We start from the raw sequence: 21,389 nt of genomic DNA on the forward strand, positions 1-21,389 counted from the left end.
AGGAAGTCTTGAGCGGCTGCCGGAGTGCGCCGCTCACACTGTTCAAAGGAGAGCCCGTGCGCGGGCGGAGAACTGATGCTTTATCGCCGCTTTGAAAAACTGATCGACATTTTCCGCGATGCACCGACGGCGGCTCCGCCGGATCGGGTTCTCCCCTTCTATACCTATTACCTGAAGCAGGTCTGGCCGAGTTTCGCCGTCCTGCTGATCGTCGGCCTGTTCGGCGCGTTGATCGAAGTGGCGCTGTTCAGCTACCTGAGCCGCATCATCGACCTCGCCCAAGGCACGCCCAACGTCAATTTTTTCAAGGAACACGGCATCGAACTGGCCTGGATGGCGGTGGTTGCGCTGGTCCTGCGCCCGATATTCGTCGGCTTGCATGACTTGCTGGTGCACCAGACCTTGAGCCCCAGCCTGACCAGCCTGATCCGCTGGCAAAACCACAGTTACGTGCTCAAACAGAGCCTCAATTTCTTCCAGAACGATTTCGCCGGGCGCATCGCCCAACGCATCATGCAGACTGGTAACTCGTTGCGCGATTCGGCTGTGCAAGCGGTGGACGCGCTATGGCACGTGCTGATCTACGCGATCAGTTCATTGGTGCTGTTCGCCGAAGCCGACTGGCGCCTGATGATCCCGCTGCTGACCTGGATCGCCGCCTTCATCGGCGCCCTCTACTACTTCGTGCCACGGGTCAAGGAACGCTCGGTGGTGTCATCCGATGCGCGCTCCAAACTGATGGGGCGGATCGTCGATGGCTACACCAACATCACCACCCTGAAGCTGTTCGCCCACACCAACTTCGAGCAGCAATACGCCCGCGAAGCGATCAAGGAACAAACCGAAAAAGCCCAACTGGCCGGCCGTGTGGTCACCAGTATGGACGTGGTCATCACCAGCATGAACGGCCTGCTGATCGTCAGCACCACAGGCCTTGCGCTATGGCTGTGGACGCAATCGCTGATCACGGTGGGCGCCATAGCCCTCGCCACTGGTCTGGTGATCCGCATCGTCAACATGTCGGGCTGGATCATGTGGGTGGTCACTGGCATTTTCGAAAACATCGGCATGGTTCAGGACGGTTTGCAGACCATTTCCCAGCCAGTCAGCATCACCGATCGCGAGCAGGCCAAGCCTTTGAATGTGGCGCGTGGCGAGGTGCGTTTCGATCACGTCGATTTTCACTACGGCAAGAAAAGCGGGATCATCGGCGACCTCAACCTGACCATCAAACCCGGCGAGAAAATCGGCCTGATCGGCCCGTCCGGTGCCGGCAAATCGACGTTGGTCAATCTGCTGCTGCGCCTCTATGACGTGCAGGGCGGGCGGATTCTCATTGACGGCCAGAACATCGCCGAAGTCGGCCAGGAAAGCCTGCGCGAACGCATCGGCATGATCACCCAGGACACCTCGCTGCTGCACCGTTCGATCCGCGACAATTTGCTGTACGGCAAACCCGACGCCACCGACGCCGAACTCTGGGAAGCGGTGCACAAGGCCCGCGCCGACGAATTCATCCCGTTGCTATCGGACTCTGAAGGCCGCACCGGTTTCGATGCTCACGTCGGTGAACGCGGAGTGAAGCTCTCCGGTGGCCAGCGTCAGCGGATTGCCATCGCCCGGGTGCTGCTCAAGGACGCGCCGATCCTGATCATGGACGAAGCCACCTCGGCACTGGACTCGGAAGTCGAAGCGGCGATCCAGGAGAGCCTCGAAACCCTGATGCAGGGCAAGACCGTGATCGCCATCGCCCACCGCCTCTCGACCATCGCGCGGATGGACCGGTTGGTGGTGCTGGAAAACGGCAAGATCGCCGAAACCGGCAGCCACGCCGAACTGCTGGCCCATGGCGGTTTGTATGCGCGGTTGTGGCAGCACCAGACCGGGGGGTTTGTCGGGATCGATTGAGGCTTGTGATCAACGCCGAACCTGTAGGGCTTGCCCCAATGCCGGTAGGTTAAGGACTTGAACACCGCAGCTCCTGTGGGAGCGAGCCTGCTCGCGATAGCGGTGGGTCAACCAACATTGATGCTGAATGTACCGCCGTCATCGCGAGCAGGCTCGCTCCCACAAGTTGCACACCTTAACTGACAGGCATCAGGGCTTGTCCCCACGCTGGATCTGGGCCGGCCGGGGTTACAGCGTCAACACCATCTCATGCCAAGCCATCCCGCCATGGTCGGACGCCGAAGGCTGGATGTAGGCAAAACCAAACCCGGCATACAGCGGAATATGCCGCTCCTTGCACATCAGGTGAATGCTCGCCTTGTTCATGGCGCGCATCCGCTCGATGAACTCGCCCATCAAACACTTCGCCAGGCCCTGCCCTTGGTAGTCCGGATGCACCACCACCGACATGATCACTACGTGCGGGCCCGCCGGGTCGTGGCCGATCAGTTCCTTGAACGCCTCGTCCGACATCTCCACCTCAAACGCCGCACCGGAATTAATGAAACCGGCGACAACGCCATCCACTTCAGCAACGATGAACCCCTCGGGCCAAGTGGCAATGCGGGTGGCGATTTTCTCCCGAGTAGCGGCTTCATCGCCTTCGTAGGCAACGGTTTCGATGGCATAGCAACGGTCCAGGTCAGCGGGGCTGACGTGGCGGATGACGGTGTTCATGGCAGCTCGGAATCGGCGTGGGAAAGGTTGGGGATCATAAATCAGCATCAACACGACATCGAGAGGCGAATCACCGATCCGCCTCTCGACCCGTTCTTTAGGCTTTGAGCGGCAGCCAGATTTCCAACACGCCGGTATTGAGCTTCGGGTTGAAATCGTCGCTGTAGCGTTCGAACTCCGGAGCATCCGCAGCTTCATGACCGGACTTCGGCAGCCAGGTTTTCCAGATGTATTGAAAGGTCTGGGGCAAGGCATCCAGAGAGCCTTTATGTTCGAAGACTGCATACTTCTGAGGCTGAACTTCGATCCAGCGGTACTTCTCGGGAAGATCGTCGAGCTTGCTGATTTCGACACCGGCGATGTATTCGAAACCACCCTTGCCATCCGGATTACAGCAGATGCCGTAGGTTACTTCGCTTTTCTGGCCGGGAATTTTGCCAATCTCGGGAATGAATTTCTCCCACAGGTCGGGGATCGCTTTGGTCGTATCCGCAGTAAATCGTCCACCAAGCCCCGCTATGAGCATGAAGTGCCCGTTTTCGAAGCGTGGCTCGGCCGTTTCGACGCCTGTTTGCTCATCCATGACTCAACTCCTGGTACTGAAAGGTGGGTTCGGCTGGGAGTATAGAAGCCAAACCCGATTCGCCCAATTACAGTGCGTGCAACTGTTCGATGGCGCCTGGACCGATGAACTCGTTATAACCCGATAGGATCACGTAGACCGCGAAATAGCAGAAGATCGCTGCCGATGCCATGTATGAATAACGCAGCAGTTTGTCACCGAGCAATTTGCCGCCATGGCTCGCAGCGAAGCACAGACCGACACACCAGAGCACTCCGGCGCACAAGAATCCGCCGAGAAACAGTGCCGAGCTGAGTGCGCCACCGCCGCCGGAACGGGCAATCAGCGTGCCGCCCACCGCCGCGAACCAGAGAATCGCACTGGGCGATGACATGGCGAGAAAAATCCCGCGAAAAAACTCGCGACGGTGCGAGTTGTGCCCCACCTCCGGGGTTTGCGCCAACAGCGCTTCATGGTGAATCGCCGAATAAATCATCTTCGCCGCGAAATACAGGAGCAACGCCGACCCGCCAATCCACAACACCCAGCGCACGGTCTCGTACTGCAGCAATACGGTCATGCCGGCCAAGGCCAGCACCGCGTAAATCAGGTCGCCGACACACGTCCCCAACCCCAGCGCAAAGCCTTGAAAATAGCCGCGCTGCATCGCCAGCGTGATCATCGCAATATTGGCCACGCCGATGTCCAGGCACAGCGAAAGGCTCAACAAGAAGCCACTGGTAAATTCCATCGACCATATCCTTGGGGAAAATTTATTGATGCACAGGCTAGACAGTTTGCCATGACTGCCCTTACATTCCGCCACAGGCCACCGCAGTGGCCAGCGTCGCTCGGACGGTTCCGGGCGCTTACGTTATTCGAGGCAACAATGGCCGAACAAGGTTCGCCGCGCCGCTTTGCGCGCATAGATCGACTCCCCCCTTACGTTTTCAACATCACTGCCGAGCTGAAGATGGCCGCCCGTCGTCGTGGCGAAGACATTATCGACTTGAGCATGGGCAACCCCGACGGCCCCACGCCGCCGCACATTGTCGAAAAACTCGTCACCGTTGCCCAGCGTGAAGACACCCACGGCTACTCCACGTCCAAAGGGATTCCGCGCCTGCGCCGGGCGATCTCCAATTGGTACAAGGATCGCTACGAAGTCGACATTGACCCGGAAACAGAGGCTATTGTCACCATCGGCTCCAAGGAAGGTCTGGCGCACTTGATGCTGGCCACCCTCGACCAGGGCGACACCGTGCTGGTGCCGAACCCGAGCTACCCGATTCACATCTACGGTGCCGTGATTGCCGGCGCCCAGGTGCGCTCGGTGCCGCTGATCCCTGGCGTGGATTTCTTCGCCGAGCTGGAACGGGCGATTCGCGGCTCGATCCCGAAACCGAAAATGATGATTCTCGGTTTCCCGTCCAATCCCACCGCTCAGTGCGTGGAGCTGGATTTCTTCGAGCGGGTGATTGCCCTCGCCAAACAGTACGACGTTTTGGTGGTGCACGACCTGGCCTATGCCGACATCGTCTACGACGGCTGGAAAGCCCCGTCGATCATGCAAGTGCCCGGCGCCAAGGACATCGCGGTGGAGTTTTTCACCTTGTCCAAGAGCTACAACATGGCCGGCTGGCGCATCGGTTTCATGGTCGGCAACCCGGAGCTGGTCAACGCCCTGGCGCGGATCAAGAGCTACCACGACTACGGCACGTTCACCCCGCTGCAAGTCGCGGCCATTGCGGCGCTGGAAGGCGATCAGCAGTGCGTCAAAGACATTGCCGATCAGTATCGGCAGCGGCGCAACGTGCTGGTCAAAGGCCTGCATGAACTGGGCTGGATGGTCGAAAACCCGAAAGCGTCGATGTACGTCTGGGCCAAGATTCCCGAGGCTTATGCACACATGGGCTCGCTGGAATTCGCCAAGAAACTGCTGGCCGAGGCCAAGGTCTGTGTCTCACCGGGTGTGGGATTTGGCGAGTATGGGGATGATCATGTGCGCTTCGCGCTGATCGAAAACCAGGACCGGATTCGTCAGGCCGTACGCGGGATTCGCGGGATGTTCCGGGCGGATGGGCTAGCGACCAAAACCAACGGCTGACACACAAAACCCGGTGGGAACAAACATCTGTGGCGAGGGAGCTTGCTCCCGCGGGGTCGCGAAGCGGCCCCAAAACCAATCACCGTGTTTTTTCAGATGGACGGATTTACGACTGCTTCGCAGCCGAGCGGGAGCAAGCTCCCTCGCCACAAAAAGCTTGCCCGACATTGGGTTAGATCTCACCCACAAAAAAACCGCATCGCTGCGGTTTTTTTGTGTTTGCCAATCGTGTCAGACGAACAACGACAACAGCAGGATGAAGCCCAGGCCCACCACGGACAGGATGGTTTCCATCGCGGTCCAGGTCTTGAAGGTTTCCGCCACGGTCATGTTGAAGTACTGCTTCACCAGCCAGAAACCGGCGTCGTTGACGTGAGACAGGATCAACGAACCGGCACCGGTGGCCAGCACCAGCAGCTCACGGTTCACCCCCGGAATCATCCCCACCACCGGCACCACGATGCCCGCGCCAGTAATGGTTGCCACGGTTGCCGAACCGGTCGCGATGCGAATCACCGCTGCCACCAGCCAGGCCAGCAGAATCGGCGAGATCTGTGCCGCCACCGCCATGTGACCGATCACATCACCTACACCGCTGGTTACCAACATCTGCTTAAAGCCGCCACCGGCACCGATGATCAGGATGATCGCAGCGGTCGGTGCAAGGCTCGCGTCCAGCCATTTGAGCATCTGTTGCGAACCGATGCCCTGCTTGTAGCCGAAGGTGTACAGCGACAGCAGCAATGCCAGCAGCAGCGCCGAGATCGGGTGACCGATCAGGTCCATGAAGGTGCGGAAGAAGTTGCCGTCCGGCAGCACCACATCGGCAAAGGTCTTGAGCAGCATCAGGAACACGGGCGACAGCACGGTGATCAGAGTGATGCCGAAGCTAGGCAGATCGCCTGCATCCTCATCGCGCACCAGTTGATCCACCAGTTCCTGATTCGGATGGCCGGGGATGTGTTTGGCAATGAACGTACCGAAAATCGGGCCGGCAATGATGGCCGTTGGCAGCGCAACGATCAGGCCGTACAGAATGGTTTTACCGATGTCGGCACCGAACACACCGATGGCCAGCAGCGGCCCCGGGTGCGGTGGCACCAGACCATGCACGGCGGACAGACCGGCCAGCAGCGGGATACCGATCTTGATGATCGACACACCGGTACGACGGGCGACGATGAACACCAGCGGGATCAGCAACACGAAGCCGATTTCGAAGAACAGCGGGATGCCGACCAGGAAGGCCGCGAACATCATGGCCCACTGCACCTTGTCCTTGCCGAAGGCGCGAATCAGGGTCTGGGCGATCTGGTCCGCCCCGCCCGACTCGGCCATCATTTTGCCGAGCATGGTGCCCAGCGCCAGGATGATCCCGACGAAACCGAGCACCCCACCGAAGCCGTCCTGGAACGCCTTGATGATGGTGCCGATCGGCATACCGGAGGTCAGCCCGAGAAAGGCTGCGGCGATGATCAGGGCGATGAAGGGGTGCAACTTGAATTTGGTGATCAGGACGATAAGTCCGATCACTGTGACCACTGCGTCTAGCAGCAGGAATGACTCGTGGGACATGCCAAACATGGGGGTGTCTCCGTTGTTTGTTGTTGTTATGAAAGCAATTATTCAAATGCCGTCAGGACAGCGCTATCTCTTGGAGTAAAACTCAACTGGCGAGTTTCAAGCCATGATCGAGCCACCAACGGTGGGCCAGAGCGGCCAATTCATCGACACTGTGACTTGAAGCATCCAGCGCCAGGGTCAGGGGCTCACCAACGGGCGATTCAAGTGTGGCGAACTGGCTGTCGATCAAGGTCGACGGCATGAAGTGGCCCGGCCGATGAGACACACGATCGGCGGCGACTTCGGGGGTCAGCTCAAGGAAAACGAAGCCCAGGCCCGGCAAGGCACTGCGCAAGCGTTCGCGGTAACTGTGTTTGAGGGCCGAGCAAGTCAGCACCGGGCGCTCGCCCTTGGCATCGACGCGGCGCAGTTCATCGCACAGGCTGTCGAGCCAGCCGGCACGGTCTTCATCGTTCAGGGGGATACCCGCGCTCATCTTTTCGATATTGGCGGCAGGGTGGAAAGTGTCGCCTTCAATGGCGGTCGCGCCGCTAAGCTGGCACAGGGACTGGCTGACGCACGTCTTGCCGCAACCGGCAACGCCCATGATGACCAGGGCGGTGATGGGATGATTCATGTAACACCTCAGCGCGCAGACAGCGCTACCTTTGCTACGTAAGACTCTAGTGCAAAAGCAGAAGTTGCCGACGCCTTCTTGTCATTTTTGTGGGTTGCAGCATGTTCGTTCTCGATGCCAAAAAGCGAGGATCAGGCAAACCCCGCTCATGCATTTGCAGCCGCCTCGAGACAGCGCTACCTTAGTACCTTGAATTTTGTTTGGCAAGCCGTCCGATGATTACCCCTAAAAACGATAAAAATACTCGCACCACTGGCCGCCCTACCCTCAACGAAGTCGCGCGCCTGGCCGGTGTCAGCCCGATTACCGCATCCCGCGCCCTGCGCGGCGTCAGCACCGTGGCCACCGAACTGGTGGAAAAAGTCCAGAAAGCAGCCCTCGACCTGAATTACGTGGTCAACCCTGCCGCCCGCGCGTTAGCCTCGGCCCAGAGCCATTCCGTGGTGGTTTTGGTGCCGTCGCTGTCCAACCTGCTGTTCATCGAAACGCTGGAAGCCATTCATCAGGTTTTGCGACCAAAGGGCTTCGAAGTGCTGATCGGCAACTTTCATTACTCCCGTGATGAAGAAGAAAACCTGCTGCGCAACTACATGGCCTATCAGCCTCGCGGCTTGCTGCTGACCGGTTTCGACCGCACCGAAAGTTCGCGACGGATGATCGAGGCCAGCAACATTCCCTGCGTCTACATGATGGAGCTGGACAGTGCGGCCGGGCTCAATTGCGTCGGTTTTTCTCAAGTCGCCGCCGGCGAAACCGCGGCCGAGCATTTGCTGTCACGCGGTCGCAAGCGTCTGGCTTACATCGGTGCACAACTGGACCAGCGCACGCTGCTGCGCGGCGAAGGTTTCCGCCGCGCGCTGCAAAAGGTCGGCTTGTACGATCCGGATCTGGAAGTGCTGACGCCGCGAGCCTCCTCCGTCGGCTTGGGGGGCGAGCTGTTCCTGCAACTGCTCGCCAGCCATCCCGATGTCGATGCGATCTTCTTCGGCAACGACGACCTGGCGCAGGGTGCGCTGCTCGAAGCATTGCGCAATGGCATCAAGATCCCCGAACAAGTGGCGATCCTCGGCTTCAACGACCTGCCGGCCTCGGCCCACATGGTCCCGCGCCTGAGCAGCATCAGCACGCCCCGAGAAGCCATCGGCCGTCGTTCGGCAGAGCTGATGCTGACGTTGATGGCCGGCAATTCAGTGACCAGACCGGTGCAAGATATGGGGTTTGAATTGAAGGTGCGCGAGAGCACCTGACGCACGACCATTCCCACGCTCCGCGTGCTAGATTCCGATACCTGGAACAGCAAACGGAGAAGCTCAATGGGACATACGCTGAAGATTTTGGGTCGGGCCTCGTCAATCAACGTCAGAAAAGTCCTGTGGACCTGCGACGAACTGGGCGTTTCATACGAACGCGAAGACTGGGGTAGCGGTTTCGCATCGACCCAGAGCCCGGAATTTCTCCAGTTCAACCCCAACGCACAGGTGCCGGTCCTCATCGACGAAGCCGGCGTGCTGTGGGAGTCCAATACCATTTGCCGGTACCTGGCCGGCAAACACCAAAACACTGACCTATTGCCCATCGAACCGGCTGCGCGCGCTCGCGTGGAGCAGTGGATGGACTGGCAAGCCACCGAACTCAATCCTTCCTGGGGCTACGCATTTTTTGCGCTGGTCCGGCAACTGCCGAACTTTCAGGACTCGCAGCGGATTGCTGATGGCGTTCGCGGCTGGAACGCGAAAATGGGCATCCTCGAACAGCAACTCGCGGCAACCGGTGCGTATGTTGCCGGACCACGCTTCACACTGGCCGATATTCTCATCGGGCTGTCGGTCAACCGCTGGCGCATGACACCGATGGAGCGCCCGGACTACCCCGCCGTCGACGCCTATTGCCAACGACTGGCGCTGCGGCCGGGGTTCATGGAACACGCCTGCAATGGTGTGCCATAACGCCAAATCCGCCCCCTCTGCCTCCCATAAAAAGAGAACCTCATGAACGGACTCAACGTACTGCTGACCGGCGCCTGCGGCAGAATAGGCAAAACCTTTTTCGAAGCTTCGCAGGACCGCTACACCTTCGTGCTGACGGATCGCATCGAGCCCGACTTCAATGTCGATGCACCGCACCGCTTTGTACGCCAGGACCTGTCCGACCTCACCGCCATAAGCGAAGTGCTGGAAGGCATCGACGTCATCGTGCATCTGGCCGGCATCCCTCACGCCACCGCCTCTTTCGATGAGTTACTGCCCAACAATATTCTGGCCACCACTTACCTGTTCGAAGCCGCCGTGGCGGCGGGTTGTAAACGGTTGGTGTTCGCCAGCAGCGCGCAGACCATCGAGGGTTATCCGGTGGACCGGCAGATCACACCGGGCATGCAGGTGATGCCGGCCAATCTGTATGGCGTCAGCAAGTGTTATGGCGAAGCCTTGTGTGCGTTCTACGCTGCCAAACACAACCTCTCGAGTATCGCCATACGCATCGGCGCTTTCGAGTTTCCGGACCGTCACGAATTGACCAACGCTCGCGACCTGAGCGCATGGCTCAGCCCTCGTGATGCAGTGCAGTTGCTGCAACTCTCGGTAGAGGTTAAAGGTGTACAACACCTGATCGCCCACGGTATTTCCAATAACCGTTTCAAACGCCTGGACCTCAGTGAGACTACCCGGGTGTTGGGTTATAAGCCGGTGGATGATGCGTTTCAGGAATTCGACATTCCCATTGGGTTTCCTTGACGGTGCTTCTCCAGAATCCGGGCAACGTGGTGCTTGCGTGGCAACCCGAGGGTGTGCGGTCGACCTCTGCCGCTCGGCGGCGTTCCGACGACAGCGGTGTATCAGACGACATCGATGTTGATTGTGCCGCCGTCTTCGCGAGCAAGCCCGCTCCCACATGGATTGCTCTGAACTGACTGGCATTACCCGTCAATGGACCTCTTTCGGTTCCCTGGCTAGTCAGCCGAAAACTGATGATCTTCGAGCATGCCCAACAACGCCCGCACCGCCGCCGAAGGTTCTTTGTTGGGCGCGACTACCAACGCAAATTCGCGATCGATACGTGGCGTCACAGGCACTATGCGCAAGCCTTGGCGATGGGTCGGCAAGGTCATTTCCGGCACGAGGGTAACGCCGATGTTTTCCCTCACGAGGGTGAATGCACTGCTCCACTCTCGCACCTCGGCCCGCACATCCAGCAGTTGCAGCCCGGCATCGGCGGCCAGGCTGCGGGCATTGGTCGAACAGCCGCCGGTGGCCAGCACGAAGGGTTGCTCCGCCAGTTCCGCCAATGAGACGCCCTCTTCATTCGAACGGCGCGCCAAGGGGTGGCCACCGGGCAGAACCGCCACCCAGGCATCACGTCCCAAACGACCGGCATTGCGCGCGGGCGCCGGGTTCAACACCACGCCGACATCCACCAGCCCGTCACTGAGCAACGTTTCCACTTCATCGTCGCTGACCTCCAGCGCCACCACTTGGATGCCGGGGTACAGCCGATTGAACTGGCGCAGCAGCGGCGGCAGAAAGGTCGTCAGCACCAACGGGAAACTGGCCAGGCGAATTGTCCCGCGCTGGATATCTTTAGTGGCGTCGACGGTACTGCGAATGTTTTCGAGAGCACCGAGCATGGTTCGCGCCTGTTCGATCACAGGCAAGCCGATGGCGGTTGGCAAGGTCTGACGGTTTTCCCGGCTGAACAGCTGGACGCCCAGGGTTTCTTCGATCAGTGCCAGCGCCTGACTGGCACCGGACTGGGTCATTCCGACCCGCTCGGCGGCCCGGGTAATGTTGCCGGTATCGGCCACCGCCACCACCATTCGCCAGTGCATCAGGTTCATCATGGCAGTAGCTTTCCTAATGGCAGTGTTCTGAAAGATTAATTTTACCGAGCGTGCCGCGCACTATGACACTGGCACAAACCCGCAACCAGAGCCCTGCCCATGAAGTTGTATTACGCCCCGCAAGCCTGCTCATTGGCGCCGCACATTGTGCTGCGCGAACTGGATTTACCATTCGAGTTGACCCGCGTCGACAACAGCACCAAGAAAACCGTCACCGGCGAGGACTTCCTCGCCATTAATCCCAAAGGCTACGTCGCCGCATTGCAGCTGGAAAATGGTGATGTGCTGACCGAAGGCCCGGCGATTCTGCAGTACCTGGCGGATCTACGGCCCGAGGCAAACTTCGCACCGGCGAACGGGACGTTCGAGCGGGTGCGTTTGCAGGAATGGCTGAACTTCATTTCGACCGAGATTCATGGCGGGCTGGGTTGGCTGTTTAATTCGCAGTTTCCGGATGACGTGAAGGTGCTCATCAAAGAGAAGCTGTTCAAGCGTTTTGTCGTGTTGAGTCAGACGCTGGAGAAACAGGACTATTTGCTGGCCGGTGGATTTGGTATTGCTGATGCGTATCTGTTTACGGTGTTGCGCTGGACGCAGGTGTTTGGCATCGATTTGAATCAGTGGCCGGCGTTGGCGCGGTTTCAAGCCAGGGTTGATTTGCGGCCAAGCGTGAAAGCAGCGTTGGCTGCGGAATTGGTGTAAGGCGTTAGATCAATCGCGAGCAGGCTCGCTCCCACAGTGGATCGGCTGTGAACACAGTATTTGTGAACACCGACAATCAAAATGTGGGAGCGGCGGTGCGACGATTCGACTTGCTCGAGAAAGCGGTAATTCAGACACTAAAAAACATAAGACAGAAACTACAAACTCCCACTCACCTTCGTGGCCACCTCCCCCGGCACCCAGCCCTTCCACACCTGCGGCTGATCGCGCAAAAACGCTTCGGCGACTTGACGCGGTGGCTGGCGTTTTTCGCTCATTTGCCCGAGGGTCTGGTTCAGCAGATCGATCGGCAAATCGACCTTTTCGAAGAACGCCACCAGGTCCGGGTACTGCGCCTTGAACGGTGCTGACACGCCGATGGCCAGGCTGGCCGGCATCGAGCGCGTGCCCTTGGGGTTCGGATTGTTGGCATCGGCCAGGGTCTTCCAGGCTTGCGCGTCGAACGGCGGTTCTTCGAGTTTCACCAGTTTGAAGCGGCCCAACAGAGGCGTCGGCGACCAATAGTAAAACAGCACCGGCTTGCCACGGCGGATCGATGAAGCGACCTCGGCATCCAGTGCCGCGCCGGAACCGGTGCGGAAGTTGACGTAGCTGGCAGTCAGGTCATAAGCCTTGAGTTTCTGGCTGTTGACGATCTCCGACGTCCAACCGGTCGGGCTATTGAGGAAGCGTCCGCGGCTTGGGTCTTCCGGGTCGCGGAACACGTCCTTGTAGCGCGCCAGGTCGGCGACGGATTTCAGCTCCGGCGCCAAAGGTTTAATACCGCGTTCCGGGTCGCCCTTGATCACATATTCCGGCACCCACCAACCTTCGGTGGCGCCTTTGACCGTGTCGCCCAAACCAAACACTTTGCCCTCCGATGCCGCCTTCACCCAGGCCGGACTGCGCCCCGCCCACTCTTCGCCGATCACTTGAATATCGTTCTTCGCCAAGGCTGCTTCGAGGCTGACGGTACTGCCCGGCAAAGTATCGGTCGGGTAGCCGTAACCTTTCTCGACGATCAACCGCAGGATCTCGGTGATCAGGCTGCCGCTTTCCCAGGTGATGTCGCCGAAGTGGATGGGGGCGTTTTTTTCTGCGGCCGGAACGTGGCCAGCCACAAGGCTCAGAGCCAGCAGCGAACTGCCGAGCAGGGTTTTGATCGATCTCATGCGGACCTCTGGGTCAAGTGTGGTCGGTTCAAGGGTTCATTGGCGCTGTGCTGGGCGCACAGTGCTTGGGAGCGGGTCATGTAAACGCTGACCGAGCGCTGGGAAATGCCCAGTTCGGCGGCGATTTGTGGGTAGGTCAGGCCGTCGACTCTCGACAGCAGGAAAGTTGCCCTGACCTTGCCCGGAAGGCGGTCGAGGGTTTGATCAAGGTGTGTCAGGGCCTGGGAAAACTGCGCCAGATCTTCAGGCGATGGTCCGCCGAGCGGGTCAATCGGCGGTAGCTGATCGAGGTGTTGGCGTTCCAGATCGCGACGACGCCACAGCTGATAAATCAACCGATGGGCAATGGTGGTGAGCAAGGCGCGAGGTTCGCGAATTGGCGTCAGGCCTGGTGATTCGAGCAACTGCACGAAGGTCTCGGCAGCAATGTCTTCGACGCTGGGATTGGCTCCCAGGTATCGGCGCAGCCGTGCGCACAGCCAGGCGTAGTGAGCGCGGAACAATCCGCCCACGTCGTTGCGATGGGAAAAGTCGGCGCCGGACATAGAGGCTCCATGGGTTAGGGGTCGCTGAATGTCCGGTGATCCGGTGGCGCGATCCTAGCAAGGAGCCTTATTCATTAATAATACTTAAAACGAATTTTTATATTCCATAAATGAATTTAAGTAAGCGGCGCCTGATACATCGCTATCGCGGGCAAGCCACGCGCCCACAAGTCCACCGAAATCCTGTGGGAGCGTGGCTTGCCCGCGATTGATGGAACTGTCGGCACAAGTCTCAAGCCTCATCGCAACCGCCCGTACCCCAGCGCTTCGGCCTCCTGCTGATAATCGAGAATGACTTGATAGTCGCTTTCGGTGGCCGGCAGCACTTCCTGCAGGCCGAGGATTTGCGAGACATCGGGCAACTCACGCAATGACGTGTTCATCACCCGTCGAAGCTGTTCAGCCTGTTCATCAGTGGTGCCAACCGCCGCGATGTACGGCAACGTCGGACTGAACGCTGTGCGCGCCAACACGCGCAGGCCTTCGACCTCTGCCTGGGCATGCTGGGCCAGATAGGCGAATGTCACGCTGTCGATGGCGGCCAGGTCCGCCCGGTCATCACGCAACCAACGCAGGCTTTCGCGGTGGCTGCCGCTGGTGGCGACACTGGCAAAAAATTCTCCATCGCGCTGCAACGGTGCCAATCGGTGGCGCAACAGGTTCATGCCACTGTTGGAGTCTTCACCGTTGATCACACAGCGACTGCCCCGCAAGGCCGACAAGGTTCTTCGAGGATCATCGGCGCGCGTCAGTAACAGGCTGCAATGGTTACCGCCGTTGCTGTCCGGAAGTTCGTAACGAGGACGACCGATAACCCGGACGCGACCGCGCAAGGCAGTCATCAAGGGATAGCCGCAGGTTTGGGTCAGCAGCAGGTGCGGGGACAGCCAAAGGTCCATCAGCGACAGCCCTTCGGCATCGAGGCGAATGCTGCCAAGCCGTTCGACGATCTGCGCCAGCCAACGCTCGTTAGCCTGGCGGATCGGCTCCGGGGCGACGTACATCTGTAATTCCGCGAGGTGTTGTGTCATTGAAATCATCTATCCAACGTAATTCTAATTGTGGGAGCGAGCCTGCTCGCGAAGGGGCCGGTACATTCAACATTGATGTTGCCTGAGGCACCGCTTTCGCGAGCAGGCTCGCTCCCACAGGGGAACTAATTCGCAATCAGTGGAATGGGTGCCTGGGGCTGTCGATGGCCTTCACCCCGTTCTGGCGCCACAACTGAGCATAACCCTGCACCACAAACCCGCCACTGCGCGCCAGCCATTGCTCGCGACGAGCGTGATAGACCCGTGGCAGGTCGTACCAGGACAGACCCGGCAAGTCGTGATGCACCAGGTGCAGATTGAGGTTCAGGAACAGCCAGCGCCACGGCCATGCAGCTTCGTTGATGACGGTGCGTTGCTCGGGTTGCACGTGGGGACGGTGTTCATAGTAGGAGCGGATCATCGCAATCGACAGCGCCGGCACGCTGATCAGCAACAGGTAATGCCAGACCGGCAACACGCTGTAGCGCGCGATGAACGTCAGCATCAACAGCGTCAGCGCACCGTGGGTCAGCCACATCAACCAGGCTTGGCGCTCACCCGTTTTTAGCCGTTGCAGCTCTTCCCGGGCCAGCGCCAGCAAGGCCAGTGGCGCACCGAGGACAAAGCGCCCGAACACAGTTTTGTTCAGCCAGTGCAGGCCCTGTTCGAACAACGAACTGCGCTGCCATTGTTCAGCACTCAGGTAACGGCTTTCCGGATCGCGACCGGGTAGGGTCAGGTCCTCGTCGCGGTGGTGCCGCAAATGACTGTCGCGGTACAGAGTGTAGGGATACCAGACCGCGAATGGCGCATAGCCGAGGACTTTGTTCAGCGTTTGCCAACGGGTGGGATGGCCGTGCAGCAATTCGTGCTGCACCGACAACCACAACACCAACAGTGGAATCAGCAACAACGTGCTCCACCACAAACCCAATCGGTCACTGCCCAGGACAATGCTGAACCAGCCGACGTACACGCCGACCAACAGCAGCCAGGTCGGCCACTCGGTGCGAGCGGTCAAGCGTTGGCGCAGGGTTTCGATTTCTTCACGGTGGACAGCGTCAAAGTAATGGGGCATGGCTTTGCTCAGAATGGGAACCTATCCCTCTCTGTGCAATGGCGCAGGGGTTTCTTGCAGATTGTCTGGTTATTTCGATAGACGTAAAAAGCAGGAGCCCGAGGACTCGGGCTCCGTTGACGCGGGATCAGTGGCCGAACACACCCACCTTCTTGGCCTTCTTGTCCGAACGTTTTTCATCGGCGGTTTTCGCCGGCTTCTTCTTTGCCGCTTTCTTTGAATCCATACCTTTGGACATGATACGTACTCCACTCATAGGGGATGTGAGATCAGGTATACACCTATCTCTGAGCCGGCGTTCTTTTATAATCACCCACTTTGCACACTGACAGTCCAGGCCATGCCCAACACCCAGTACACCTTGCTCGACGAGCCGTTATGGCCGTTGATGAACAAGTTTTACCGCGCCCACCAATCGTCGATGAAAGCAGTCCGCGACGCTCGGCTGTGGGTCGCAAAACGCGATGAAATCATTGCGGCGTTATGTTTGCGGCCAGTGGCCGGCGGGCATTGGCTGACCGGGCTGTTCGTCGACCCGCGTTGTCGCGAGCAAGGGATCGCCGCGGCGTTGATCGACCATGCCGTCAAGTATCTCGAAGAGCCGGTCTGGTTGTTCTGTCATCCGGATTTACGTGGCTTTTATGAGCGCCGAGGTTTTACGTTCGACCCGCCCCTGCCCTACGCGATGGCTGAACGGTTGAGCCGTTACGCGCGCAGCAAACCGATGATTGCGATGGGGCTGGAACCGCGCGCCCTCTGAAACGACACAATACCTGTGGGAGCGGCGGTGCGGCGATCCGACTTGCCCGCGATGCAATCTGCCTGACAACATTGATACCGGATGTGCCGGCCCCTTCGCGGGCAAGCCCGCTCCCACAGTGTTTTGTGTTGGATTGGAAGGACGGTGTCAGTCATCCGCCGCAGGGTCGAGGTCCGGGAACATCACCTCGGTAAACCCGAACTTGCTGAAATCACTGATGCGCGAAGGGTATAGCCGGCCGATCAGGTGATCGCATTCATGCTGCACCACCCGCGCGTGAAATCCCGAGGCGATGCGCACGATCGGCTCGCCCTTGGGATCGAAACCTTCATAACGAATCTGCTGATAACGATCCACCGCACCACGCAGGCCCGGCACCGACAGGCAGCCTTCGAAACCCTCTTCGAGGGTCGGGCTCAATGGCGTGATCAGCGGGTTGATCAGAATCGTCTGCGGCACCGCTTCGGCGTCCGGATAGCGTTCGCTGTGTTCAAAACCAAAGATCACCAGTTGCAGGTCGACACCGATCTGCGGCGCGGCCAAGCCGACTCCGCCGACACTTTCCATGGTCTGGAACATGTCGTCGATCAGTTGCCACAACTCAGGGCTGTCGAACATTTCTGCCGGCACCGGTGGGGCAATACGCAGCAGGCGTTCATCGCCCATTTTCAGAATTTCACGGATCATTTTATGGCTTCGTCAGTGGTCGGCTTGATTGAGTGGTCCCGTCCCAGTCCCGAAACGTGGTGTTTGGGTTCTTCGGGCACGTTTTCGCCGTGTTTCTTGTTTTCGGATGACATGTGCTCGATCACCGCGTTCATTTCCGCGCCGAGCAACAGCACCGCTGCGGAAATATAGAAGTACAGGAGCAACACGATGATCGCGCCGATACTCCCATACATGGCGTTGTAGTTGGCGAAGGTTTTGACGTAGAGACCGAAGCCCAGCGAAGCGATGATCCAGACCACCACGGACAACACCGCACCCGGGGTGATGAAGCGAAACTCTTGTTTGACGTCGGGCATGACGTAGTAAATCAGCGCCACCGCCATCATCAGCAGAATCACCACCACCGGCCAGCGAACGATGGTCCAGACAGTCACGATGAAATCTTCAAGGCCGACTTGCGCGGCGATCCAGCCCATCACCTGCGGCCCGAGTACCATCAGCGCGGCAGCCATCAGCAGCATGCCGGCGATGCCGATGGTGTAGAAAATCGACAGCGGAAAACGTTTCCAGACCGGACGACGCTCGACCACGTCGTACGCGGCATTCATCGCGCTCATCATCAGCCGCACCCCGGCGGATGCGGTCCACAGGGCGATCACGATACCTACCGACAATAACCCCCCCTTCGATTGCTGGAGCTGGTCGATCACCGGGTTCACCTGCTCCAGCGCCTGGGGTGGTAGAACCAGTTCCGATTGCAGGCGCAGCCAGGAGAAGAAGTCCGGCAAATGCAGGAAGCCGATCAGGGCGATCAGGAACAAAATGAAAGGGAACAGCGAGAACAGCATCTGATAGGCCAGCGCCGAGGCATAGGTCGACATCTCGTCGGCAACGAACTCGGTAACCGTGCGCATCATCACGCGATGCAGGGGCAAACCTTTCATGGTCGGAAAAAACATTCGCGTCTCCTTTCGCCGCAAAAAGGTTGAAGTCATGGCGACTCAGGGGCCGTTTTCTACAACAAAGTAGCCTACTTGGCGACTTTGAAACAATTTCCTTGCTCAAGTTCAAGCTGACACAGAAACGGCCATCCGCGGATGGCCGTTTCTATTACTCGTCAAAACCCGGATTACGCCTTGTCGATGCCTTTTTTAAGAGCATCCTTGGCTTTGCCGACCGCTTGCTGGGCTTCGCCTTTCCTCTCCTGCGCGACGCCTTCGGCGCGCAGTCTGTCGTTGCCGGTGGCCTTGCCGACGCCTTGCTTGACGTTGCCGGCCGCTTCGTTTGCCATGCCTTTAACTTTATCGCCAGTGCTGCTCATGGTATTTCTCCTGTGAACATTTCAACGGGGAAAGTGGTTACACAAGGATTGACCGGGGGCCTTTGCGCGGAGTTTCATTTATTTATTAACCGGACATTTCGCAGATCAGGCTTTATGTTTGCAGGCTTTGCCCCGAGAATGCGCAACGTATTCAGGCCATGGCGCTGAAGATCCAATCCCGTAGGAACGTTATGAAACTCGATAAAAAACTGGCCATTGCCCGCAGAAACCAGGAACTCGGCGGTGCTGTGCTTGGCGTCAACAACTGCCATTTCACCGAATTGAACCGCAACCGCAATATCTTCTGGTTCGATATTCCGGTCGCGCGCCTGGCCGTTGGTCAGTACGAATGGATTCACTTGCTGATGCACACCCCGGATACCGACGAACTGCTGCACCTGAAAGTGCCGACGGTGTTCCTGCGCGAGAAACTGGAAGGCCTGGTGGTGCGCAACCAGGGCAAGCGTAAAGCTGCCTTGAGCCTGGAACTGAGCGCCGACAAGGACTCCTACCTGCAGGACATGCGCCCGGCCGGTACCAACGTTGATTTCGCGCAGTTCCGTCAGTAACCACCCGTCTGTACTGAGGACTACTGTGGCGAGGGAGCTTGCTCCCGCTGGGGTGCGCAGCGCCCCCAAATCAGTCACCTTGATTCATCTGATCAGGCCGGTGGCAGCTTTTACGACTGCTGCGCAGCCGAGCGGGAGCAAGCTCCCTCGCCACAAAAGCGTTCTCGATCAGTCAGGCAACAAAAAGCCCCGCACTGCGGGGCTTTTGTTTGGCTAGGCGCCTACTTTCTTCGCACCCAGTTTCTTCAGCTCTTCGTCGCGCAGTTCGCGGCGCAGGATCTTGCCGACGTTGGTCGTCGGCAGCGCGTCGCGGAACTCCACGGCTTTCGGTACTTTGTAGCCGGTGACGTTGGCGCGCATGTGCTCCATCACCTGCTCCTTGGTCAAGGTCACGCCCGGTTTGGCGACGATGAAGATCTTGATCGCCTCCCCCGACTTCTCGTCCGGCACTCCGATGGCCGCGCATTGCAGTACGCCCGGCAGGGTCGCCAGCACGTCTTCAAGCTCATTGGGGTACACGTTGAAACCGGAGACCAGGATCATGTCTTTCTTGCGATCGACAATACGCATGTAGCCGTCAGGCTGGATCAGCGCGATGTCACCGGTCTTCAACCAGCCTTCGCTGTCGAGTATTTCATCGGTGGCTTCCTGGCGCTGCCAGTAGCCCTTCATCACCTGCGGACCTTTCACACACAGCTCACCGATGGCGCCCAACGGCTGTTCAACACCGGCATCGTCAATGACTTTGCACAGGGTCGATGGCACCGGAATACCGATGGTGCCGATCTGGATATTCTGGCTCGGGTTCACCGTAGCCACCGGGCTGGTTTCGGTCATGCCGTAACCTTCGCAGATCGGGCAACCGGTCACCGCTTTCCAGCGCTCGGCCGCGGCCAGTTGCAAGGCCATGCCACCGGACAGGGTGATTTTCAGGCTGGAAAAATCCAGCTTGCGGAACGCTTCGTTGTTGCACAGCGCAACGAACAGCGTGTTAAGGCCGACGAAACCGCTGAACTTCCACTTCGACAGTTCCTTGACCATCGCCGTCAGGTCGCGCGGGTTGCTGATCAGGATGTTGTGGTTGCCGATCAGCATCATCGCCATGCAATGAAAGGTGAAGGCATAGATGTGGTACAGCGGCAGCGGGGTGATCAGGATCTCGCAACCTTCGTTGAGGTTGGAGCCCATCAGCGCCTTGCACTGCAGCATGTTCGCCACCAGGTTGCGGTGGGTCAGCATCGCGCCCTTGGCCACGCCGGTGGTGCCACCGGTGTATTGCAGCACGGCAACGTCGCTGCTGGCCGGGTTGGCTTCAGCCACTGGCTGGCCATGGCCCTTGCTCAGCACGTCATTGAATTTGATGGCCTTGGGCAAGTGATACGCCGGGACCATCTTCTTCACGTACTTGATGACGCTGTTGACCAGAAGACGCTTGAGCGGCGGCAGCAGGTCGGCCACTTCAGTGACGATCACGTGCTTGACGCCGGTTTTCGGCACGACGATCTGGGCCAGATGCGCCATATTGGCCAGGCAGACCAGGGCTTTGGCACCGGAGTCGTTGAATTGGTGTTCCATTTCCCGCGCGGTGTACAACGGGTTGGTGTTGACCACGATCAGCCCGGCGCGGATGGCACCGAAAACGGCGACCGGGTATTGCAACACGTTGGGCAGTTGCACGGCGATTCGATCGCCTGGCTGCAAATCGGTATGCTGTTGCAGGTAAGCAGCAAAGGCACCGGACAATTCGTACAGTTCACCGTAGGTGATTGTCTTGCCCAGGTTGCTGAATGCCGGTTTGTCAGCGAAGCGTTGGCAGGATTGCTTCAACACTGCCTGAATATTCGGATACTCGTCTGGATTGATCTCGGCAGCAATTCCAGCTGGGTACTTATCCTTCCAAAAGTCTTCGATCATGGAAGCCCACTCCTCAGCAACGCGAATTCTTCACCGCATTTGATGCGATTATTATTGGTGTGTGTTTTATTGGTGAATCTGGCTTTTACAAGGCCGAGAAGTCACAAAGCGCGCCGAGAGTAGCAGCTTTGCCAAGGGCCGACTAGAGCCTAAAAAGGCCTCTACGGTCACATTTATGACTCTTGAATATTCAATAGTCACTTTTAGAGCAAAAATTCTATAGAGCCTTGAAAGCCCCGGAAACCAGGTGTTCTTCCTCTAAAAGCATCGCGGGCAAGCCCGCTCCCACAGGTTCAGTG

The 21,389-nt window shown here is 58.7% G+C and carries 22 protein-coding genes; 8 read left to right on the top strand and 14 right to left on the bottom strand.

All coding sequences use genetic code 11. The features are described 5' to 3' along the window. The first annotated feature begins 75 nt into the window (after nt 1–75). Nucleotides 76–1,908, top strand: coding sequence for an ABC transporter ATP-binding protein (locus ACZ3HH_RS07385; RefSeq protein WP_465803732.1), 1,833 nt, complete (start codon nt 76–78; stop codon nt 1,906–1,908). Nucleotides 1,909–2,136: 228 nt separating this feature from the next. Here ACZ3HH_RS07385 and ACZ3HH_RS07390 read toward each other — a convergent pair whose 3' ends face one another. From ACZ3HH_RS07390 to ACZ3HH_RS07400, 3 genes are all read right to left on the bottom strand, one after another. Beyond that, nucleotides 2,137–2,625 (bottom strand): GNAT family N-acetyltransferase, encoded by a 489-nt coding sequence (locus ACZ3HH_RS07390; protein WP_465803734.1) that lies wholly within the window; start codon nt 2,623–2,625, stop codon nt 2,137–2,139. Between the two features lie 97 nt (nt 2,626–2,722). Further along, entirely contained in the window at nt 2,723–3,208 is a 486-nt protein-coding gene (locus ACZ3HH_RS07395) for a GyrI-like domain-containing protein (protein ID WP_052964939.1), read from the bottom strand. A gap of 67 nt (nt 3,209–3,275) precedes the next feature. Further along, the gene (locus ACZ3HH_RS07400) at nt 3,276–3,938 is read right to left on the bottom strand and encodes a LysE family translocator (protein ID WP_367372629.1); all 663 of its coding nucleotides are present in this window, start codon (nt 3,936–3,938) and stop codon (nt 3,276–3,278) included. Between the two features lie 138 nt (nt 3,939–4,076). Here ACZ3HH_RS07400 and alaC point away from each other — a divergent pair, with 138 nt between their 5' ends. Then, the gene (alaC, locus tag ACZ3HH_RS07405) at nt 4,077–5,294 is read left to right on the top strand and encodes an alanine transaminase (RefSeq protein WP_465803736.1); all 1,218 of its coding nucleotides are present in this window, start codon (nt 4,077–4,079) and stop codon (nt 5,292–5,294) included. 231 nt (nt 5,295–5,525) lie between these two features. On the opposite strand, the gene ACZ3HH_RS07410 is transcribed toward alaC, so the two are convergent. Further along, entirely contained in the window at nt 5,526–6,878 is a 1,353-nt protein-coding gene (locus ACZ3HH_RS07410; protein WP_465803738.1) for a GntP family permease, read from the bottom strand. An 82-nt stretch (nt 6,879–6,960) separates the two neighbouring features. Beyond that, nucleotides 6,961–7,494: a gluconokinase gene (locus ACZ3HH_RS07415; RefSeq protein ID WP_367372632.1), complete on the bottom strand. Its 534-nt coding sequence runs from the start codon at nt 7,492–7,494 to the stop codon at nt 6,961–6,963. Between the two features lie 215 nt (nt 7,495–7,709). Here ACZ3HH_RS07415 and gntR point away from each other — a divergent pair, with 215 nt between their 5' ends. The 3 genes from gntR (at nt 7,710) to ACZ3HH_RS07430 (ending at nt 10,226) form a co-directional block, all read left to right on the top strand. Continuing rightward, the gene (gene gntR, locus ACZ3HH_RS07420; protein ID WP_465803740.1) at nt 7,710–8,741 is read left to right on the top strand and encodes an HTH-type transcriptional regulator GntR; all 1,032 of its coding nucleotides are present in this window, start codon (nt 7,710–7,712) and stop codon (nt 8,739–8,741) included. 66 nt (nt 8,742–8,807) lie between these two features. Continuing rightward, nucleotides 8,808–9,440 carry a glutathione S-transferase family protein gene (locus tag ACZ3HH_RS07425; RefSeq protein WP_465803742.1) on the top strand — a complete coding sequence of 211 codons (633 nt, stop codon included), beginning with the start codon at nt 8,808–8,810 and terminating at the stop codon, nt 9,438–9,440. Between the two features lie 42 nt (nt 9,441–9,482). Continuing rightward, nucleotides 9,483–10,226 (top strand): NAD-dependent epimerase/dehydratase family protein, encoded by a 744-nt coding sequence (locus ACZ3HH_RS07430; RefSeq protein WP_465803745.1) that lies wholly within the window; start codon nt 9,483–9,485, stop codon nt 10,224–10,226. Between the two features lie 215 nt (nt 10,227–10,441). On the opposite strand, the gene ACZ3HH_RS07435 is transcribed toward ACZ3HH_RS07430, so the two are convergent. Then, nucleotides 10,442–11,329 carry a LysR family transcriptional regulator gene (locus ACZ3HH_RS07435; RefSeq protein ID WP_465803747.1) on the bottom strand — a complete coding sequence of 296 codons (888 nt, stop codon included), beginning with the start codon at nt 11,327–11,329 and terminating at the stop codon, nt 10,442–10,444. A gap of 99 nt (nt 11,330–11,428) precedes the next feature. On the opposite strand from ACZ3HH_RS07435, the gene gstA reads away from it, so the two are divergent. Further along, on the top strand, nt 11,429–12,031 hold the full coding sequence (gene gstA, locus ACZ3HH_RS07440) for a glutathione transferase GstA (RefSeq protein WP_465803749.1): 603 nt from the start codon (nt 11,429–11,431) through the stop codon (nt 12,029–12,031). Nucleotides 12,032–12,189: 158 nt separating this feature from the next. Here the strand turns inward: gstA and ACZ3HH_RS07445 are convergent, their stop codons facing one another. The 4 genes from ACZ3HH_RS07445 to ACZ3HH_RS07460 all read right to left on the bottom strand — a co-directional run bounded on the left by ACZ3HH_RS07445 (nt 12,190) and on the right by ACZ3HH_RS07460 (nt 15,857). Then, nucleotides 12,190–13,203 carry an ABC transporter substrate-binding protein gene (locus ACZ3HH_RS07445; protein WP_465803751.1) on the bottom strand — a complete coding sequence of 338 codons (1,014 nt, stop codon included), beginning with the start codon at nt 13,201–13,203 and terminating at the stop codon, nt 12,190–12,192. Next, on the bottom strand, nt 13,200–13,748 hold the full coding sequence (locus ACZ3HH_RS07450; RefSeq protein WP_465803752.1) for a sigma-70 family RNA polymerase sigma factor: 549 nt from the start codon (nt 13,746–13,748) through the stop codon (nt 13,200–13,202). Before ACZ3HH_RS07450 ends, ACZ3HH_RS07445 begins: the two co-directional genes overlap by 4 nt. A 239-nt stretch (nt 13,749–13,987) precedes the next feature. Continuing rightward, nucleotides 13,988–14,779 (bottom strand): phosphate/phosphite/phosphonate ABC transporter substrate-binding protein, encoded by a 792-nt coding sequence (locus tag ACZ3HH_RS07455; protein ID WP_465803753.1) that lies wholly within the window; start codon nt 14,777–14,779, stop codon nt 13,988–13,990. A gap of 136 nt (nt 14,780–14,915) precedes the next feature. Next, the gene (locus tag ACZ3HH_RS07460) at nt 14,916–15,857 is read right to left on the bottom strand and encodes a fatty acid desaturase (RefSeq protein WP_465803755.1); all 942 of its coding nucleotides are present in this window, start codon (nt 15,855–15,857) and stop codon (nt 14,916–14,918) included. A 340-nt stretch (nt 15,858–16,197) separates the two neighbouring features. Here ACZ3HH_RS07460 and ACZ3HH_RS07465 point away from each other — a divergent pair, with 340 nt between their 5' ends. After that, nucleotides 16,198–16,617: a GNAT family N-acetyltransferase gene (locus ACZ3HH_RS07465; protein ID WP_465803757.1), complete on the top strand. Its 420-nt coding sequence runs from the start codon at nt 16,198–16,200 to the stop codon at nt 16,615–16,617. Nucleotides 16,618–16,764: 147 nt separating this feature from the next. On the opposite strand, the gene def is transcribed toward ACZ3HH_RS07465, so the two are convergent. The 3 genes from def to ACZ3HH_RS07480 all read right to left on the bottom strand — a co-directional run bounded on the left by def (nt 16,765) and on the right by ACZ3HH_RS07480 (nt 18,607). Continuing rightward, entirely contained in the window at nt 16,765–17,304 is a 540-nt protein-coding gene (def, locus tag ACZ3HH_RS07470; protein ID WP_008009487.1) for a peptide deformylase, read from the bottom strand. After that, nucleotides 17,301–18,245, bottom strand: coding sequence for a YihY/virulence factor BrkB family protein (locus tag ACZ3HH_RS07475; RefSeq protein WP_465803758.1), 945 nt, complete (start codon nt 18,243–18,245; stop codon nt 17,301–17,303). The genes def and ACZ3HH_RS07475 overlap by 4 nt, the downstream gene beginning before the upstream one ends. Nucleotides 18,246–18,415: 170 nt before the next feature. Further along, the gene (locus tag ACZ3HH_RS07480) at nt 18,416–18,607 is read right to left on the bottom strand and encodes a CsbD family protein (RefSeq protein ID WP_465803759.1); all 192 of its coding nucleotides are present in this window, start codon (nt 18,605–18,607) and stop codon (nt 18,416–18,418) included. 191 nt (nt 18,608–18,798) lie between these two features. Between ACZ3HH_RS07480 and ACZ3HH_RS07485 the strand changes: the two genes are divergently transcribed. After that, on the top strand, nt 18,799–19,176 hold the full coding sequence (locus tag ACZ3HH_RS07485; RefSeq protein ID WP_095054314.1) for a hypothetical protein: 378 nt from the start codon (nt 18,799–18,801) through the stop codon (nt 19,174–19,176). Nucleotides 19,177–19,389: 213 nt separating this feature from the next. Here ACZ3HH_RS07485 and fadD1 read toward each other — a convergent pair whose 3' ends face one another. Beyond that, nucleotides 19,390–21,090: a long-chain-fatty-acid--CoA ligase FadD1 gene (fadD1, locus tag ACZ3HH_RS07490; protein WP_465803760.1), complete on the bottom strand. Its 1,701-nt coding sequence runs from the start codon at nt 21,088–21,090 to the stop codon at nt 19,390–19,392. Between the last annotated feature and the right edge of the window lie 299 nt (nt 21,091–21,389).

The sequence above is a fragment of the Pseudomonas sp. PME37.24/025 genome, from assembly GCF_055556615.1.